This window comes from Serinicoccus sp. CNJ-927, from assembly GCF_001942435.1.
In the GTDB taxonomy this organism is placed as follows: domain Bacteria; phylum Actinomycetota; class Actinomycetes; order Actinomycetales; family Dermatophilaceae; genus Ornithinicoccus; species Ornithinicoccus marinus.
In genome coordinates, this window is record NZ_MKKF01000012.1 from 14,342 (window position 1) to 31,403 (window position 17,062).

Genomic DNA, 17,062 nt, shown 5'->3' on the forward strand with positions numbered 1-17,062 from the left:
ATCGTCAAGGAACGGCTCCGGCGCGGTTGAGGGCTAGGCTGGAGTGTCGGCGAAGGAGGCCGGTATGGGGATCGCGACCACCGAGGGGACACCCGCACCCCTGGACAAGGTCGGGCGGCGTCGGCTCGAGCTCGCCGAGTCGGCCCTCAAGACGCTGGGCGAGCTCGGGTATGCCCGGACGTCGCTGCGCGAGATCGCGAGCAACTCCGAGTTCAGCCACGGCGTCGTCCACTACTACTTCCGCGACAAGGTGGAGCTCATCTCCTACTGCGTCCGGCACTACAAGACGATCTGCTCGCGCCGCTACGACGAGGTCGTGGAGTCGGCCGTCACGCCGGAGGAGCTGGCCGCGGGCTTCCTGGAGCGGATGACCCGGACCCTGGTCGAGGAGACGCCGATGCACCGGCACTGGTACGACCTACGGACGCAGAGCCTCTTCGAGGGGGCGCTGCGCGATGACGTGCGCGCCATCGACGAGCTGCTCGAGGCGATGACCTGGCGGATCGTGTCGCGCTACGCCGCGCTCGCCGGGACGACGGCGCTGTTGGACGCCCCCACCGTGTATGCCCTCCTGGACGGACTCTTCGAGCAGGCCCTGGTCGCCGCGGCCGACGACCCGCAGGCGGCCGCGGACCAGCTCGGCGAGCGGGTGGCCGCGGTGCTCCCTCAATTGCTGGCCTGATCAGCCCTTGAGGTCCGGGAAGTCGCTGTCGCGCCACTCGGTCTGAGCCTGCGCACCACCACCGGACGCGCCACCCGCTGCCTCACCGGCGCCGGCCAGCTCCTCCTCACGGGCCCGCAGCTCGACCCGGCGGATCTTGCCGCTGATCGTCTTGGGCAGCTCGTAGAACTCGACCCGGCGCACCCGCTGCCAGGGCTGCAAGTGCTCCCGGGCATGGCTGAGGATCGAGCGCGCGGTCTCCGCGGTGGGCTCGTGCCCGTCGACCAGTGCGACGTAGGCCTTCGGCACGGCCAGCCGGACCTCGTCCGGGGCGGGCACGACGGCCGCCTCGGCCACCGCCGGGTGCTCGATGAGCACCGACTCCAGCTCGAAGGGGCTGATCTTGTAGTCGCTGGCCTTGAAGACGTCGTCGGTGCGCCCGACGTAGGTGATGAGACCGTTCGCGTCCCGCTCCGCGACGTCGCCGGTGTGGTAGAAACCGCCGGCCATCGCCTCGGCGTTGCGCCCCTCGTCGCCCTGGTAGCCGGTCATCAGCGCCACCGGCGAGGCGGACAGGTCCAGGCAGATCTCACCCTCGCCCGGGCCGTCGACCACCTGCCCGCTCTCGACGTCGACGAGCACCGAGGGGACGCCGGGCAGCGGCATACCCATCGACCCGGGCTTGACCCGCCCGCCCGGGCAGTTGCCGATCTGCGCGGTGGTCTCGGTCTGGCCGTAGCCGTCGCGCAGGGTGAGCCCCCACTGCTTCTGGACCTGCGCGATGACCTCGGGGTTGAGCGGCTCCCCGGCGCCGATGACCTCCCGCAGCGCGCCCGGCCCACCGGACAGGTCGGCGTTGATGAGCATCCGCCAGACCGTGGGCGGGGCGCAGAAGGTCGTGACCCGGTGGCTGCGGATGACCTGCAACAGGGCAGCAGGATCGAAGCGGGCGTAGTTGTAGACCAGGATCGTCGCCTCGGCGATCCACGGCGCGAAGAAGCAGCTCCACGCGTGCTTGGCCCAGCCGGGGCTGGAGATGTTGAGGTGCACGTCACCGGGCCGCAGGCCCAGCCAGTAGGTCGTCGACAGGTGCCCCACCGGGTAGCTCACCTGGGTGTGCTCGACCAGCTTGGGCCGGTTGGTGGTGCCGGAGGTGAAGTAGAGCAGCAGCCGGTCCTGCGGTGCGGTGCCCGGATGCTCGACCGGCTCGACGTGCTCGCGGTAGGCCGCGCGCAGGTCCTCCCAGCCGTATGCCTCGCCGACGCTCACCCGCAGGTAGTCACCCGGCACGTCGTCGAACTTGTCGACCTCGGCGGCGTTGACGACGACGGCACGGGCAGCCCCGCGCTCGAGCCGGTCGCGCAGGTCGGCCGGCCCGGCGGCGGTCGTCGTCGGCATGATGACCGCGCCCAGCTTCATCACGCCGAGCATGGTGTCCCACAGCTCGACCTGGTTGCCGAGCATGACCATGACGCTGTCCCCCTTGCCGATGCCGAGGTGGGCCAGCCGCGCGGCGACCTGGTCGGAGCGGGTGGCGACCTCGTCGAAGGTCAGCGTGACCTCGCTGCCGTCCTCCTCGACCACGATCAGCGCGGGCTGGTCGTTGCCGCGGGCGATCGCGTCGAACCAGTCGACCGCCCAGTTGAAGCGCTCCCCCACGTCGGGGTAGCGGAACTCCGCGCGGGCGCGCTCGGGGTCTCCGTGCAGGTCGACGAGCTGGTCGCGGGCGGCCCGGTAGGCCGCGGTGGTCGGCTGGTCCGTGGACGTCGGCGTCATGACCCCATGCCTACACCCGCGCCCGTATGCCTGCCAGCCGGGCCCGGGCCCGATCGGCCGACGGCTTCGTCGCGACGCTGTCGGACCCCGCACCTACAGTCGGGGGCATGACGAACCCCACGGACGACACGACCCCCACGACCGACCCCGACCACCGAGCCCAGCCCGACCAGCAGCCTGGTGGGGCCGAGATGCTCGGTGCGAGCAGCCCGCAGTCGCCGCAGGAGCAGGTCGAGCGCGACCCCGAGGACTGGGCCACCGGTGACGACCCCGCCACCGAGGCGCAGAAGTCCTACCTCGACCGGTTGGCCAGTGCTGCCGGCGAGCAGATCCCCGCCGACGGCCTCACCAAGGCGCAGGCCTCCGAGCACATCGACCGGCTCCAGGGCCAGACCGGGATGCAGCCGCGCGAGTCCTGACGGCACGGGCGGCCTCCTGCCGGCGTCAGCTCGTCGCGTCCGCCGGCCCGAGGTCACGTGGATCGACGCGATCCAGACCGGTGATTCCCTCGAAGTCCTGATCGGTGGTGACGATCTGGGCGAATCCCGCGCACAGCGCCGTGCCCGCGTGGACCGCGTCACGGCCTCGGGCCTCCTCCGCCTCGACGAGATCCCGGCTCCGGCGCAGGACGGCGGAGTCGAAGTCATGCCAGACAACCAGCCGATCGAGGGCGTCGAAGTCCTCGACGGCCACGGCGGTCGCACCACGCCGGAGGCGGTGGAGGAGGAACTCCTGCCCGGCCTCGACGCTGGCGTGCAGCCGGACCCGCCCCGTCGCGGCCAGCTCGAGGAGCCGGGAGCAGGCCGCGCGGTCCGGGTGCTCGCCACCGAAGGGGAGGAGCAGGACGGAGGAGTCGACGAAGATGGCCTTCATCGACGAGCCAGCTTGGCGTCTACCGACGTCGCGTAGGCCCGCTTGAGATCATCCGGACCCTCGCCAGGATGTGGCGCGTCTGCCCGGGCGAGACGAGCGCGCTCCAGAAGCTCGCTCCCGGCCGTGCGGAGAGCCGCGTCGTCGTCCGGGGCGAAGCGGGCGTCGATGGCTTCGCGGATCACCGCCGCCACGCTCCGGCCAGAGGCCGCCGCCTCCTGGGACACCCGGGCATACCGCTCCGCGTCCAGCAGAAGCTGCAACCGACGATCCATGACCGACATCGATCCAGGGTAGCAGGCGGCATGCGCATGCTCATGTGTATGCAGGTTCAGCCCTCTTGGTCCGACCAGATGCGCCGGATCTCGCGCCCGACGGCGACGACCGCGGGGCGGCGCACGCTGGAGTCGCGGTGGACGAGCATGATGCGACGGGTGGGAGGGTTGCGCACCGGGAGGGACACGAGCCCGTCCGGCAGCGGGGGGCGGCCGAGGCGGGGGATGAGGCCGATGCCGAAGCCAGCGGCCACGAGCGCGATCTTGCTGGGGAAGCTGTCGGCCGTCGCGGCGATCCGGTAGTCCAGGCTCCGCTGGTGCAGCGCCGAGAGCAGCCACTCGCTGAAGACGCCCGGGGAGTCGTCCACCCACTCCCGGCCGTCGAGGTCGGCGAGGTCCACCGCGCCGCTGCGGCTCAGTCGCAGGCCGTGGTCCTCGCGCGCGATGAGGTCGACGACGTCGTGCCCGAGCTCGGTCGGCGTGAGCCCGCCGGGGAAGGTCATGTGGTGGTCGGTCCAGTCGTGGACGAGGGCGAGGTCGACCTCGCCGCGTCGCACGGCCCCGAGCGAGGCCTCGGGCGCCAGCTCACGGACGGTGAGACGCAGCAGCGGGTAGGTCTGCAGCAGTCCGGGGAGCGCCTGCGACAGCAGCCCGACGACCCCGGTCGCGAAGGAGGACAGCACCAGCGGCCCGGAGACGTCGCTGGTCAGGTGCTCCAGCTCGGCCCGCGCGGCCTCGTCGAGCTGCTCGACCTGGGTGGCGAGCCGGACCAGGACCTCGGCGGCGTCCGTAGGCACCACGTTGCGTCCGCGGCGCACGAGCACGGGCTGCCCGGCCTCCTGCTGCAGGCGGCTCAGCTGCTGGCTGACAGCCGAGGCGGTGAGCCCCAGCCGGTCGGCCGCGGCGAGCACCGTGCCCTCCTCGACGACGGCCTTCAGACTGACCAGCTGCTCGGGAGAAAACATGTAGCAAGTCTGACACATACTCGTAAGAAATGTTCGCTTGTCCTAACAGAAAAATCCTGTCAGAGTAGTACCTGTCAGACCCCGACACGAAGAAAGGTGGCCATCATGACCGCTCTGTCCAAGGCTCTCCGCAGCAGCACCCACGTGATCCTCGAGATCGGTCGCTCCTGGCGCCCGATCGAGCACCTGCGCGGCTGACCCTTCAGCACCCGCGAGAGCCGCCCCGGACCTGGTCCGAGGGCGGCTCTTGTCGCATCCGGGTGCCGCCGGTGGCGGGGATCAGCCGCAGGCCGCGTCGTCCAGCGCCGCGAGACCGGCCAGGTCGCCCTCGCCGAGCTCGTCCTGCCCCGAGTTCTCGGCCGCCATGAGCTGGTCCGGGTCCTCGGAGTGGCCCAGCCCCAGGACGTGGATGAGCTCGTGCACCAGCACGGTCTGGTCGTCCAGGCCCCCGAGCCACCCGCCGGGCTGGTCGGTGTCGAGAACGACCATGCCGCCGACCGACCTGGCCCCGCCACCGGGGCCGATGACGTAGGACGCCCCGCCCAGGCCGGCGGTCGGCCCGGTGAGCTCAGGCACCTCACCCTCGTCCGCCCAGCCCAGCAGGACCGGCCCCCTGCCGCGGCCGGTGAACTCGCGGTCGTCGGTCTCGCCGATCACCTCGAAGGTGAAGCCCGAGACCTCGTCGACCTGCGCGACGGCGGCCGCGACGAGGTCGGCATACCCCTCTGGCGCCCCCTGCGGGTTCACCTCGAGCTCGATGACCGCGCCGCACTCCCAGGTGACCGGGCCACCTCCGTCGGTGACCTCCATGAAGGTGTAGCCCTCGCCACCGGATCCCGGCACGCCCGCGGCGCGGTCGGGAGAGACGGCCCGGCGGACGTTGCCGAGGTCGAGGCCGGGCGAGACGTAGACCACCATGCTGATGACCAGGCCGAGGACGAGGAGCAGGCTCAGCACGCTCGTGCACCCGCCGCCGCGCCGCTCGCTCATGGTTCCAGTGTGCCGGGGCGGACGCGGTCCTACTGACCGAGCCCGGCGAGGAGGTCCTCGAAGTCGGTGACCTCGCCGTCGGTCACGCTGCGGACCGAGCGACGTCGCGCCTCCTGGCCGAAGCCCTCGACCCCAGCCGAGACGACGGCGGTGGCCAGCTCCCCCGCGGCGCGGCTGATCCGGTGCCCCAGGTCCGGCGAGCCCGGCCCACCGAAGTCGTCGGTGGCCGCGAAGACGCCGGTCGGGACGACTGCCGCGCGCAGGTAGCTGAACAGCGGCCGCAGCGCGTGGTCCAGCACGAGCTGGTGCCGGGCGGTGCCCGCGGTCGCCGCGATGAGGACCGGCATACCGGTGATCGACTCGGGGTCGAGCACGTCGATGAACATCTTGAACAGCCCGAAGTAGCTCGCAGCGAAGACCGGGGTCACGGCGATGACCGCGTCGGCTGCGGCGACGGTCTCACGCGCCGCCTCCACGGCCGGCGTCGGCAGCCCGCCGGTGGTCATGGTGGTCGCGAGGTCGTGGGCGAGCTCGCGCAGCTCGATCACCTCGACGCTCGCGCCTCGCCGCGTGCCGAGACCTGCGTGGTCACGGCGTCGGCGAGGCGGTCGGCGAGCAGCCGGGTGGAGCTGGGCTGCGACAGGCCCGCGGTGAGGACGACGATGCGCCTGGTCATGGGCGTGCTCCCTTCGGTATGCCGCGCGCCGCTCAGGCGGTGGCGCGCGCCCCGGTGGTGGGGACGGTGAGGTCGACCTTGGCCGCCGGAGCGACCAGGTGGTGCGGCGCGCCCGGGCCGTCGGCGACGAGCGAGGCGTGCGTGGGCGGGTCGCTGGGCACGTGGGCCGGGCGACGCGCCTCGAACTCGCGGCGCAGCACCGGCACGACCTCCCGGCCGAGGATCTCGATCTGCTCCAGGACGACGTCCTGCGGCAGGCCCGCGTGGTCGATGAGGAACATCTGCCGCTGGTAGTCGCCGACCGCGTCGGCGAAGCCGAGGGTGCGCTCGATGACCATCTCCGGCGTGCCCACGGTGAGCGGGGTCATCCGGGTGAACTCCTCCAGGCTGGGGCCGTGGCCGTAGACCGGGGCCTCGTCGAAGTAGGGCCGGAAGGCCTTCTTCGCCTCCGCCTCGGAGCCGGCCATGAAGACCTGCCCGCCGAGCCCGACGATCGCCTGGTCGGCCGACCCGTGCCCGTAGTGCTCGAACCGGCGGCGGTAGAGGTCGACCATCTGCGCGGTGTGCTCGATGTTCCAGAAGATGTGGTTGTGGAAGAAGCCGTCGCCGTAGTAAGCGGCCTGCTCCGCGATCTCGGTGGACCGGATCGACCCGTGCCAGACGAAGGGCGGGGTGCCGTCCAGCGGTCGCGGGGTGGCGGTGAAGCCCTGCAGCGGGGTGCGGAACTTCCCCTTCCAGTCCACGACCTCCTCGCGCCACAGCCGACGCAGCAGGTGATAGTTCTCGATCGCCAGCGGGATGCCCTGGCGGATGTCCTTGCCGAACCACGGGTAGACCGGGCCGGTGTTGCCGCGGCCCGTCATGAGGTCGACGCGGCCGCCGGACAGGTGCTGGAGGAAGGCGTAGTCCTCCGCGATCCGGACTGGGTCGGTCGTCGTGATGAGGGTGGTCGAGGTGGACAGCTGCAGCCGCTGCGTCTGCGCCGCGATCCACGCGAGGTGCGTCGTCGGGGCGGAGGTCATGAAGGGCGGGTTGTGGTGCTCGCCCGTCGCGAAGACGTCGAGCCCGACCTCCTCGGCCTTGAGGGCATACGCGCTCATCGCGGAGATGCGCTCACCCTCGCTCGGCGTGCGACCGGTCGTCGGGTCCTGCGTGACGTCACCGACGCTGAAGATCCCGAACTGCATCTGACTCACCCTTCCTGGGATGTGGAGCGGCTGATCGACGTCTGATTGACGAATCAACTATATCAAGGCAGGACGGCCCGCGATATTCCACGCGCACCGGCCGGGCCACCGCAGGGGAGTCGGTGGCCCGGCCGGGTATGCGGTGGCGTCAGCGGGAGCAGCCGCCCGCCGCTCCGCCACCGCGGCCCGCGCCGTGGGCCCCGGCCGCGCCCTGCGCGCCCGGTGCGCCGCCCGCGTCGCCCGCGGTGGTCGTCGTGCTCGTGTCGCCCACGGTGGCCGCCGTGCCCGTGTCGGCCGACGTCGTGTCCGTCGCGGTTGCCATCTCGCCCGAGCCGCTGGTCGACTCGAAGCCCATGCCCTGCCAGCAGGAGGCGGAGGCCAACCACGGGGTGGTCCCCTGCTCGGTGTAGAGCTCGATCGCGGCGGCGTCCTGGACCGACTCCGGCGCGTCGACGGCGCGGGCATAGCCGGCGGCGGCGTCCATGCCCTGCCAGGTGCTGTCGAGGAACTGGTAGGCGCCGGACGCCGTGGACGTCGGGTTCTGCGCGGTGTAGCTGCCGCCGCTCTCGCACTGCTTGATGGCCTCGAGCACCGGGATCCCGGTGTCGGCGGCCGAGGCGGAGCCGGCGATCACGACGCCGGCGCCCGCGAGCGCCACGGTGGCACCAGCGGTGCCCAGGGTGCGGGTGATGAGCTTCATCTGTCACTCCTTCGATCGGGGTTGCGCTGTCAGGCTCACCCGCACAGGTGTGCCGTCGATGTGCCGTCCGTGTGCCGGATCCACATCTCGGACCGGCGCGCAGCACAGGACGGGCACAGCGAGCGCCGGGACGGTGGGAGACATGAGGATCCTGCTGATCGATCTGGGCGACGAGGGGTCGCAGCGGTTGGCTCGTGCTCTGCATGCCGAGGGGTGCGTGGTCGACGTGCTCGGCGGCATCGCCGAGGCGGTATGGGTCTGCGGCCAGTCGCCCCCGCAGAGCCCAGGGGGCATCGCGGTGGCCGTGGCCTGCGTGCCGACCACGGGCCGGGTCGAGTGCGACCTGTCGCTGCGCCTGCGCGCGGCCGGGATCGCCACCCCGCTGCTCGTGGTGGCCGGGCGCGCTGCCACCGACGATGTCGTCGCGGCCCTCGACAGCGGTGCCGACGACGTGGTCTGCCGACCGGTCCGGCTCCCGGAGATCGTCGCCCGGCTGCGGGCCCTGGCCCGGCGCGAGCCGGTCGTGCCGACGCCTCGGCTCGTCGTCGGGGACCTGACGCTGGACCTCGGCGCACAGCGGGTGAGTCGGGGCGAGGACACCATCGAGCTGTCGCCGCACCTGTTCACCCTGCTGGAGACCTTCGCCCGGCACCCCGGCCAGGTGCTCACCCGCGCGGTGCTCGTCGAGGCGGTGTGGGACCCGGCCCACGACCCGACCTCCAACGTCGTCGAGCAGTCGGTCGCGGCCCTGCGTCGACGCATCGACACCCCCTTCGGCCGCCGGTCGCTGCAGACCGTGCGGGGGCGAGGCTACCGCCTCGACCCGGCCGCCTGAGCCGGGTCGGTACGACAGAGCGGCTCAGCCGAGCAGGTCGGCCACACGCCTCGCGACGAGGTCGGTCGCCCGCTGCGGCGAGACCCGTGACAGGCGACCCAGCAGCGCGGCGTCGGAGCCGACGCTCACGTGGAAGTCGCCCTGGCCCACCGCCTTGTCCACGATGGTGCTCGCGGCCTTCGCGGGCGACAGCGTCCGGTGACCGCCCTGCTCCCGGCGCGCCTCGGCATCACCACCGGGGACGGTCACGCCGGAGTTCGTCGTGATCTCGGTGCCGACCGCACCGGGGAAGACCACGCTCACCGCGACCGCTGTGCCGCGCAGCTCGGCATACAGGCCCTCGGTCAGCAGCCGGACGGCGGCCTTGCTCACGCCGTAGAGCGTCTGCCCGGGCACCGGGACCAGGCCGCCCATGCTGGAGACGTTGACGACGCAGGCCTCGGGCCGCTCGACCAGGTGCGGCAGGCAGACCTGGGTGGTGTGGACCGTGCCCCAGAGGTTGACTTCCACGACCCGGTGCATGGCCTCGGGCGAGAGCTCGGCGAAGGGGACGAACTCCTGGATCACGCCGGCGACGTTGAGCAGGCCGTCCAGGTGGCCGTGGTGGGCGACCACGGCCTCGGGCAGCGCCGCCACTGCCTCGCGATCGGTGATGTCGAGCGTGTGCACCGACAGCCGCTCCCCCGCCGCCGCGAGCCGGGCGGTCTCGGCGAGTGCCTCCTCCCGCAGGTCGACCCCCGCGACCCGGGCGTCCCGGCGCAGCAGCTCGAGGGCGATCTCGCGCCCGATGCCGTTGCCGGCGCCGGTCACGACGAAGGTCTGGTGGGAGATCTGCACGGGTGCTCCGTCTCGTCGCTGGCTAGAGGGCTCAGGGTAGTGCGCGCGTCGTCACTGGGTTACAGTCAGCCGCACGACAGAGTTGACGTTGCGTCAGGAGGGACGGTATGGCGACGGTGCCGACCGAGACGAGCACGGATGAGCGCGCAGCACCGCTGGTGGCCAAGCACCTGCGGGTGCCGTTCATCCTGCTGCTGCTGTGCTTCGCGGCCTGGGGGATGGCCGCCAACCTGACCGACGTCCTCGTCGGGGTCTTCCGCGGCATCTTCGACATGTCGAACTTCCAGTCCTCACTGGTGCAGTTCGCCTACTACGGCGCCTACTTCCTGCTGGCCATCCCGGCGGCCTTCATCAACTCCCGCTTCGGCTTCAAGGCCGGCGTGCTGGTAGGCCTGGGGCTCGCGGCTCTCGGCGGCTTCCTCTTCATCCCGGCGAGCCAGATGCTCGCCTACAACATGTTCCTCCTGGCGCTCTTCGTGCTGGCCGCGGGGCTGTCGATCCTGGAGACCTCGGCCAACCCCTTCGTCATCGCCATGGGCGACGAGGCGAGCTCGACCCAGCGGCTCAACCTGGCGCAGTCCTTCAACCCGGTCGGGGCCAACCTCGGCGTGCTCATGGGTGCGGTGCTCATCCTGCCCAACCTCACGCCGGAGGAGAGCAAGACGATCATGAGCGAGGCCGAGCTCCTCGCCGCGCAGGAGGCGGACCTCTTCCAGGTGCTGCGCCCCTACGTCTTCATCGCCAGCGTGCTCGTGCTCATCTGGCTGCTCATCGCCTTCCGCAAGATGCACCTGCCCACGCAGCCGGAGGCGGTCGACCTCACCTCCGGCGGGGGCGGGACCTTCGCCCGACTGTGGGCCAACCGGCACTACCGCTACGGCGTGGTCGCGCAGTTCTTCAACGTCGCGGCCCAGACCTGCACCTGGACGTTCACGATCCTCTACGCCCAGGACGTCGTGGGGCTCAGCCAGGACGCCGCGGGCTGGTGGCTGCAGGCCAGCCTGCTGATCTTCCTGGTCTCGCGCTTCGTCATGACCTGGCTGCTGGGCATCTTCCGGCCGGCCAAGCTGCTGCTCGTCATGGCGCTCTTCGGCGCCGCCTGCTGCCTCACCTCGATGTTCGTCCTCAACATCGTGGGCCTGGTCGCGGTGGTGGCGATCTCGGCCGGGCTGTCGCTGATGTTCCCGACGATCTACGGGCTCGCGCTGCAGGGGCTCGGGCCGGACGCGAAGTTCGGCTCGGCCGGGCTGGTCATGGCGATCCTCGGCGGGGCACTGGTGCCGATGATCCAGGCGGCAGTCATGGACGGCTACGGCTCCTCGGCGGGCTACGTCGTGCCGGGGGTATGCCTGCTCCTGGTCGCGGGGTACGCGGTCTTCGACCTGCGCAACACCCGACCAGCCGTGGGCGAGCAGACGGTGGAGGCGTGAGGTGATGACGACCATGCGGACGCGGACGTGGACGACGGCAGCGGCGCTGCTCGCCGGGATCGGGCTCGCCGGCTGCACCGGTGAGGAGCAGGAGCCGGTCACCGTCGGGCTCATCACCAAGCAGGAGGAGAACCCCTACTGGGTCGAGATGCGCGAAGTCGCGGAGGAGACGGCCGAGGAGCTCGACGCCGAGCTGCTCACCGCGACCGGGACCAGCGACACCGACGTGGCCTCGCAGGAGGCGGCGATCGCGGACATGGTGGAGCAGGGCGCCGACGGCATCCTCATCGCGCCCACCGACGCCGAGGCGCTCGACCCGGCCATCACCGCCGCGCGGGAGGCGGGGGTGCTCGTCATCGCCGTGGACACCCCGACCGATCCCCCCGGGGCGGTCGACGCGACCTTCGCCACGGACAACGAGCGGGCCGGTGAGCTGATCGGAGAGTATGCCGCGGCCAAGGCCGAGGAGCTCGGCCTCGACCCCCAGATCGTCACCCTCGACCTCACGCCAGGCGTCAGCACGGGTGAGGAGCGGCATACCGGCTTCCTGTCCGGGTTCGGCATCGAGGAGGGCGACGAGGCGGTCGTGGCCTCGGTCGACACCGAGGGCGACCGCGACAACGCCGCCGTCGCGATGACGCAGGTGCTCGCCGACAACCCGGACGTCAACGTGGTCTACACGGTGAACGAGCCGGCAGCGCTCGGGGCGCTGGCCGCGCTCGAGGACGCCGGTGCCGACATGGACGAGATCGTCCTGGTGTCGGTCGACGGCGGGTGCCGGGCGATGCGGGAGGGCGTGCGCCCCGGGCTGATCGACGCGACCGCGTCGCAGTACCCACAGAACATGGCGCGCGAGGGCGTGGAGGCGATCGTCGACGCGGTGCGCGAGGGCGATGAGCCGACCGGCTACCTCGACACCGGGACCGAGCTGATCAGCGACCACCCCGCAGAGGGGGTGGAGTCGCGCCGGGTCGAGTTCGGGGTGCGGACCTGCTGGGGGTCCTAGGACCTCAGCAGGCGATGCGCCGAGCCGGGCTCAGCGGGTGCTGCGCTGCGCGGCGGTCGGCCAGGCGACCACGGCGGCGCTGCGCGTCGCGGGGAGAGAACGGATGTCGTGGCGGGAGCCGGCGACCATGAGCGAGAGCAGGAACTTGGCCATGCCTCTACGATCCGGCAGCAGCCACCCATACGTCCAATGTCGGTCGTGACCCCAAATCATGCGCTAGCGTCATAGGTATGGACGTCGCTTCCCTGCGTTGGTTCCAACTCGTCGCCGACGGGGTGACCGTCACCGAGGTGAGCGAGATCGAGATGGTCTCCCAACCCGCGGTCTCGCGGGCCCTCGGCCGGCTGGAGCAGGAGGTGGGGGCTCTGCTGCTGCGCCGCGAGGGGCGGGTGCTGCGGATGACCCACGCCGGCACTGTCTTCAAGCGGCACGTCGACGGGGTGCTGCACCAGCTCGACGACGGGCTCGCCGCAGTCCACCAGCTCCTCGACCCGGAGACGGGCACCGTCACCGTCGCCTTCCAACCCTCGCTCGGGACGTGGCTCGTCCCCGACCTCGTCACGAGCTTCCGCACCGAGCACCCGGACGTGCGGCTCGACCTGCGGTCCAAGGAGGACGAGACGCTCGCGGCGGTCGGGGCGCACAGCGCGGTCGACCTGGAGCTGTCCACCCTGCGCCCGCACCCGGGCGAGGACCAGCCACGCTGGCGGGCGCTCGTGGCCGAGCCGCTGCGCCTCCTCGTCGGGCCGGAGCACCGGCTCGTCGGGCGGTCCCGGGCCGAGCTCGCCGAGGTGGCGCAGGATCCGTTCGTCGCCATGGTGCCGACCTCGGTGCTGCGCAAGCACACCGACCAGCTGTGCCGCGAGGCCGGCTTCGTGCCCGAGGTCGCCTTCGTCGCCGCCGACCTGCCCACGCTGCGGGGGTATGTCGCGGCCGGGCTCGGGGTCGCGGTCGCGCCGACGGGGTGGGGCGGCTCGGTCGCAGCCCCCGTGGCCGGGCTGCACGTGCTCGAGCTGAGCGACCGCACCGCGACCCGGGACGTCGGGCTGTCCTGGGCCCCCGGCCGCCGGCTGCTGCCCGCGGCCCAGCTCTTCCGCCGCCACGTCCTCGACCGCGCCGAGGCCGGCCTCCTGCCGCGCCCGGTGCCCCCGACCGACACCTGACTCCCCCCGACCGAGCGCACGGTATGCACCCAGCGGCCGCGCCTTGTGTCAGGCGAGCAGGTCCTCGCGGCCGAAGATGGCGGCCGTCTCCCGCGCGGTCGGCTGCCCGGCCTCGGGGTCGGCGCCGTGCCGCAGCAGGGTCGCGACCACCTCCGCCTCGCCCTTGAAGACCGCCCCGGCGAGCGGCGACTGACCCCGGTCGTTGAGCCGGTCGACGTCGGCGCCGCGGTCGGCGAGCTCCGCGACCGTGGACGGATGCCCGTGGTAGGCCGCCAGCATGAGCAGCGTGTTGCCCGCCGGGTCGGTGAGGTCGACCGGGGCGCCGGCGTCGACATACGCCGCCAGCCGCTCGGCGTCCCCCGCCCGGGCGAGGTCGAAGAGCGCGTGCGCGAGCTCCACCGCCGCTGCGGCGGGATCGGGCTGCTCGGAGTCGGTCATGGTCGCGCAGCATACGTGGGTCAGCGGTGGTGCTCGTGCTCGTGCTCGGCGTGCTGCGGCGGCTCGAGCTGGAAGGTCGAGTGCTCCACGCTGACGTCGAAGTGGCCCGCGACGCAGGTCTGCAGCGCATCCAGCATCTGCGGGGCGTGGCCGTCCTCGAAGCAGCCGGACTCCACCACCACGTGGGCCGTGAGGACCGGGGTGCCGGTGCCGATGCGGGAGGCGTGCAGGTCGTGCACGTCGAGCACGTGGTCGACCCCGAGGATGTGCTCGCGCACCTCGGTGAGGTCCAGCCCCGGGGGCACGGACTCCAGCAGCACGCTGCCCGCCTCGCGCAGGATGGAGACCGCTCGCGGGATGATGAGCACGGCGATCACCAGACCTGCGACGGCGTCCGCCCTGGTCCAACCCAGGGTCTGGATGAGCACGGCCGAGACGATGACCGCGACCGACCCCAGCGCGTCAGCGGCCACCTCGAGGAAGGCCGCGCGCAGGTTGAGATTGCTGTCCCGCCCGCCGGCCAGGATGAGCAGGGAGGCGATGTTGCCGAGCAGCCCGACGACACCGAAGACCAGCAGCAGTCCGCCGGTCACCTCGGTCGGCTCGCTGCTCAGCAACCGCTGGACACCCTCCACGACGGCGTAGATCCCGACCGCCAGGAGGACGGTCGCCTGCGCCCCCGCCCCCAGCACCTCCGCCCGCGCGAAGCCCCAGGTGCGCCGCTCCGACGGGGGCCGGGCCATGAGCCGCGCGGCGAGCAGGGCGATGAGCAGGCCACCGGCGTCGGTGAGCATGTGCCCGGCATCCACGAGCAGCGCCAGACTGCCGGTGAGCACCGAGCCGACCACCTCGGCCACGAGGATCGTGGCGGTGATGAGGAAGGCCAGCAGGAGTCGTGCGCTGCTCGCCCCGGCCGCGTGGTCGTGGCTGTGCTCGGCGCTCATGGTCCGAGTATGACACAGGATAGGCATACCCCCCAAGGGTATAAATCTCGGTTGACCCTCACCCGGCGTGAGGAATGAGGATGAGGGCAGACGCGTTCCGCGTCGGAGCACACGAAGGAGAGACCAGTGACCACCCTGGAGCAGGCCCGCCGGGCCGTGTACGACGTCAGCCCCACCACCCGCCAGCGTGCCGCCGTGCACCTCGGGACGCACGGTGACGCCTCGCACACGGCCGAGCTCGTCGCGCTCCTCGTCGCCGAGCCCGACTTCTTCGTGCGCGAGACGCTGACGTGGGCGGTCTGCCGCCACCCGCGGGTGGCGCTGCCGCACCTGTTGGCGGCCCTGGACTCCTCCCCGGGGTCCCGCGTGCAGGTGCTGCACGCGCTGAGCAAGATCCAGGCGCCCGAGGCGGTGGCGCGCATCCTGCCCTTCGCCGAGGACGACGACCCCGCCGTCGCGATGAAGGCGTGGTGGGCGCTCGGCCGCACCGGCACCCCGGAGGCCGCGCCTGCCCTGCTGCCCCATCTCGGCCGCGGTGGCGAGGAGCAGCAGCGCGAGCTCTCGCGCGCGCTGGAGCAGCTCGGTGAACCCGGCGTGACAGGCCTGGCCGCCGCGCTCGCGGACGACGACGTCGAGGTCAGGCTGCACGCCGCCCGCGCCCTCGTGCTGGTCGGCGACCCCGCCGCCCGACCCGCCGCCGCGGCCCTCGTCGCCGCCGCCGAGGGTGACGAGCGGGAGGTCGCGATGGTCGCCCTCGAGGCACTGGCCGCCCTCGACAGCCCCGAGGTGGAGCCGGCGCTGGAGCGGCTGCGCGACGGCGAGGACAGGTTCCGCTCGCTCACCGCGCAGTGGCTCCTGGCCGACCGCGCCGAGCGCCGCAGCGACTGAGCACCGGTCTCCCCGACGGCGACTGCCTCTGAGGTGGTCGCCGTCGGCATACCGGCAACCACTCGCGGCGCTCGGTCGGTGTGAGGACAACCACTCGCGACGCTCGGTGGGATGTCGGTGGTGAGCCTTAGCGTCGCGGGCATGTACTCGACCGTCGCCGTCAGCGGCTACCGCTCGCTGCGCGACGTGGTGCTGCCGCTGGGCGACCTCACCGTGATCACCGGCGCCAACGGCTCGGACAAGAGCAGCGTCTACCGGGCGCTGCGCCTGCTCGGCTCCTGCGGGCGCGGCGAGGCGGTGCACGCGCTGGCGCAGGAGGGTGGTCTGGGCTCGGTCCTCTGGGCCGGGCCGGAGTCGCTCGCGCAGGCACGACGCGGGTATGCCGTGGAGGGCACCATGCGGTCCGGTCCCGTCTCGCTCCGACTCGGGGTGGGTGGGCAGGACGACGAGCTGTCCTACCTCGTCGACCTCGGCATCCCGGTCCAGTCGCAGACCCCGCTGCTGCACACCGGTGACCCCGACCCGCGACCGACGCTGTTCAACCGCGATCCGGAGATCAAGCGCGAGGTGGTCTGGCGGGGGCCGGTGATGCGCCCCGCTCGGCAGGTCGCCCGACGCCGCCACCAGCGGGTGGAGCTGCGCGACGACGAGGGACGCTGGGGCCAGGCCCCGGCGAGCCTGCCACCCTGGACCAGCCTGCTGACCGAGGTGGTCGACCCGCACGGGGCTCCCGAGCTGTGGGCGGTGCGGGACGCGCTGCAGACGTGGCGCTTCTACGACGGCTTCCGGGTGGATGCCGCCGCCCCCGCCCGTCGCCCGCAGGTGGGCACCCGCACCTGGTCGCTCGCCGAGGACGGCTCCGACGTCGCCGCGGCCCTGCAGACCATCCGGGAGGCTCCCGGTCCCTCCTGGACGACGCGGTCTCCGACGCCTTCGACGGTGCCCGGCTCTCGGTGGCGGAGTCCCACGGCCTGTTCGACCTCGAGGTGCACCAGCCAGGGATGCTGCGGCCGCTGCGGTCCGCCGAGCTGTCCGACGGCACCCTGCGCTACCTGCTGTGGCTCGCGGCCCTGCTCACCCCGATCCCACCGCGGCTCCTCGCGCTCAACGAGCCCGAGACGAGCCTGCACCCCAGCCTGGTGCCGCCGTTGGCCCGCGCGGTGGCGACGGCGTCGCGGCGCACCCAGGTCGTCGTCGTCACCCACTCGCGGCACCTGGTCGACGCCCTCGCCGAGGCCGTCCGCGAGCAGCGGGGTCTCGCGGGTGACCCCCGCGACGTCGACGTGGACCCGGGGCGGCCCACCCCGCTCCTGGTCCACGAGCTGACCAAGGACCTGGGCGAGACCGTCGTCGCGGGCCAGGGGCTGCTCACCACCCCGACCTGGGAGTGGGGCCGGAGGTGAGCGCCAGACCCTGCGCAA

Annotated in this window: 20 protein-coding genes and 1 pseudogene; 8 read left to right on the plus strand and 13 right to left on the minus strand. The window is 72.3% G+C overall.

What is annotated here, in order from left to right:
• Positions 1–64: 64 nt before the first annotated feature.
• Entirely contained in the window at positions 65–682 is a 618-nt protein-coding gene (locus BJF86_RS06005) for a TetR/AcrR family transcriptional regulator (protein ID WP_075817435.1), read from the plus strand.
• Here the strand turns inward: BJF86_RS06005 and BJF86_RS06010 are convergent, their stop codons facing one another.
• On the minus strand, positions 683–2,437 hold the full coding sequence (locus BJF86_RS06010; protein ID WP_075817437.1) for an AMP-binding protein: 1,755 nt from the start codon (positions 2,435–2,437) through the stop codon (positions 683–685).
• Between the two features lie 107 nt (positions 2,438–2,544).
• Between BJF86_RS06010 and BJF86_RS06015 the strand changes: the two genes are divergently transcribed.
• Positions 2,545–2,856: a DUF3072 domain-containing protein gene (locus BJF86_RS06015; protein ID WP_083652758.1), complete on the plus strand. Its 312-nt coding sequence runs from the start codon at positions 2,545–2,547 to the stop codon at positions 2,854–2,856.
• Between the two features lie 25 nt (positions 2,857–2,881).
• On the opposite strand, the gene BJF86_RS06020 is transcribed toward BJF86_RS06015, so the two are convergent.
• The 8 genes from BJF86_RS06020 to BJF86_RS18140 all read right to left on the minus strand — a co-directional run bounded on the left by BJF86_RS06020 (position 2,882) and on the right by BJF86_RS18140 (position 8,100).
• Entirely contained in the window at positions 2,882–3,310 is a 429-nt protein-coding gene (locus BJF86_RS06020) for a type II toxin-antitoxin system VapC family toxin (RefSeq protein WP_075817439.1), read from the minus strand.
• Positions 3,307–3,591: a ribbon-helix-helix protein, CopG family gene (locus BJF86_RS06025; RefSeq protein ID WP_075813293.1), complete on the minus strand. Its 285-nt coding sequence runs from the start codon at positions 3,589–3,591 to the stop codon at positions 3,307–3,309. Before BJF86_RS06025 ends, BJF86_RS06020 begins: the two co-directional genes overlap by 4 nt.
• A gap of 47 nt (positions 3,592–3,638) precedes the next feature.
• Complete coding sequence (locus tag BJF86_RS06030; RefSeq protein ID WP_075817441.1) at positions 3,639–4,547, minus strand: LysR family transcriptional regulator; 909 nt, start codon at positions 4,545–4,547, stop codon at positions 3,639–3,641.
• Positions 4,548–4,826: 279 nt separating this feature from the next.
• Entirely contained in the window at positions 4,827–5,537 is a 711-nt protein-coding gene (locus BJF86_RS06035) for a matrixin family metalloprotease (protein ID WP_075813299.1), read from the minus strand.
• 29 nt (positions 5,538–5,566) lie between these two features.
• On the minus strand, positions 5,567–6,085 hold the full coding sequence (locus BJF86_RS06040) for a CE1759 family FMN reductase (RefSeq protein WP_321166154.1): 519 nt from the start codon (positions 6,083–6,085) through the stop codon (positions 5,567–5,569).
• The gene (locus BJF86_RS19510) at positions 6,082–6,213 is read right to left on the minus strand and encodes a hypothetical protein (protein WP_321166155.1); all 132 of its coding nucleotides are present in this window, start codon (positions 6,211–6,213) and stop codon (positions 6,082–6,084) included. The genes BJF86_RS06040 and BJF86_RS19510 overlap by 4 nt, the downstream gene beginning before the upstream one ends.
• Positions 6,214–6,245: 32 nt before the next feature.
• Positions 6,246–7,400, minus strand: a complete 1,155-nt coding sequence (locus tag BJF86_RS06045; RefSeq protein ID WP_075817443.1) for an LLM class flavin-dependent oxidoreductase — start codon at positions 7,398–7,400, stop codon at positions 6,246–6,248.
• Between the two features lie 148 nt (positions 7,401–7,548).
• Complete coding sequence (locus tag BJF86_RS18140) at positions 7,549–8,100, minus strand: transglycosylase family protein (RefSeq protein ID WP_075817445.1); 552 nt, start codon at positions 8,098–8,100, stop codon at positions 7,549–7,551.
• A gap of 142 nt (positions 8,101–8,242) precedes the next feature.
• Between BJF86_RS18140 and BJF86_RS06055 the strand changes: the two genes are divergently transcribed.
• On the plus strand, positions 8,243–8,935 hold the full coding sequence (locus BJF86_RS06055) for a response regulator transcription factor (RefSeq protein WP_158068379.1): 693 nt from the start codon (positions 8,243–8,245) through the stop codon (positions 8,933–8,935).
• 24 nt (positions 8,936–8,959) lie between these two features.
• Here the strand turns inward: BJF86_RS06055 and BJF86_RS06060 are convergent, their stop codons facing one another.
• A complete protein-coding gene (locus BJF86_RS06060; protein WP_075817449.1) occupies positions 8,960–9,772 on the minus strand; it encodes an SDR family NAD(P)-dependent oxidoreductase in 813 nt (270 codons plus the stop codon).
• A gap of 107 nt (positions 9,773–9,879) precedes the next feature.
• Between BJF86_RS06060 and fucP the strand changes: the two genes are divergently transcribed.
• Positions 9,880–11,202 (plus strand): L-fucose:H+ symporter permease, encoded by a 1,323-nt coding sequence (fucP, locus tag BJF86_RS06065; RefSeq protein WP_075817451.1) that lies wholly within the window; start codon positions 9,880–9,882, stop codon positions 11,200–11,202.
• A 4-nt stretch (positions 11,203–11,206) separates the two neighbouring features.
• Entirely contained in the window at positions 11,207–12,208 is a 1,002-nt protein-coding gene (locus BJF86_RS06070; RefSeq protein ID WP_143553705.1) for a substrate-binding domain-containing protein, read from the plus strand.
• Positions 12,209–12,238: 30 nt separating this feature from the next.
• Here BJF86_RS06070 and BJF86_RS19320 read toward each other — a convergent pair whose 3' ends face one another.
• Positions 12,239–12,361 (minus strand): hypothetical protein, encoded by a 123-nt coding sequence (locus tag BJF86_RS19320; protein ID WP_022923650.1) that lies wholly within the window; start codon positions 12,359–12,361, stop codon positions 12,239–12,241.
• A gap of 77 nt (positions 12,362–12,438) precedes the next feature.
• Here BJF86_RS19320 and BJF86_RS06075 point away from each other — a divergent pair, with 77 nt between their 5' ends.
• A complete protein-coding gene (locus tag BJF86_RS06075) occupies positions 12,439–13,371 on the plus strand; it encodes a LysR substrate-binding domain-containing protein (RefSeq protein WP_075817453.1) in 933 nt (310 codons plus the stop codon).
• Between the two features lie 48 nt (positions 13,372–13,419).
• Here the strand turns inward: BJF86_RS06075 and BJF86_RS06080 are convergent, their stop codons facing one another.
• On the minus strand, positions 13,420–13,809 hold the full coding sequence (locus BJF86_RS06080; RefSeq protein ID WP_075817455.1) for an ankyrin repeat domain-containing protein: 390 nt from the start codon (positions 13,807–13,809) through the stop codon (positions 13,420–13,422).
• 20 nt (positions 13,810–13,829) lie between these two features.
• Positions 13,830–14,753: a cation diffusion facilitator family transporter gene (locus tag BJF86_RS06085; protein WP_075817457.1), complete on the minus strand. Its 924-nt coding sequence runs from the start codon at positions 14,751–14,753 to the stop codon at positions 13,830–13,832.
• A 126-nt stretch (positions 14,754–14,879) separates the two neighbouring features.
• On the opposite strand from BJF86_RS06085, the gene BJF86_RS06090 reads away from it, so the two are divergent.
• Together BJF86_RS06090 and BJF86_RS06095 are read left to right on the plus strand one after the other, a co-directional pair.
• Positions 14,880–15,641: a HEAT repeat domain-containing protein gene (locus BJF86_RS06090; protein WP_075817459.1), complete on the plus strand. Its 762-nt coding sequence runs from the start codon at positions 14,880–14,882 to the stop codon at positions 15,639–15,641.
• Positions 15,642–15,782: 141 nt separating this feature from the next.
• Positions 15,783–17,044, plus strand: a pseudogene (locus BJF86_RS06095) (AAA family ATPase).
• The last annotated feature ends 18 nt before the right edge of the window (positions 17,045–17,062 follow it).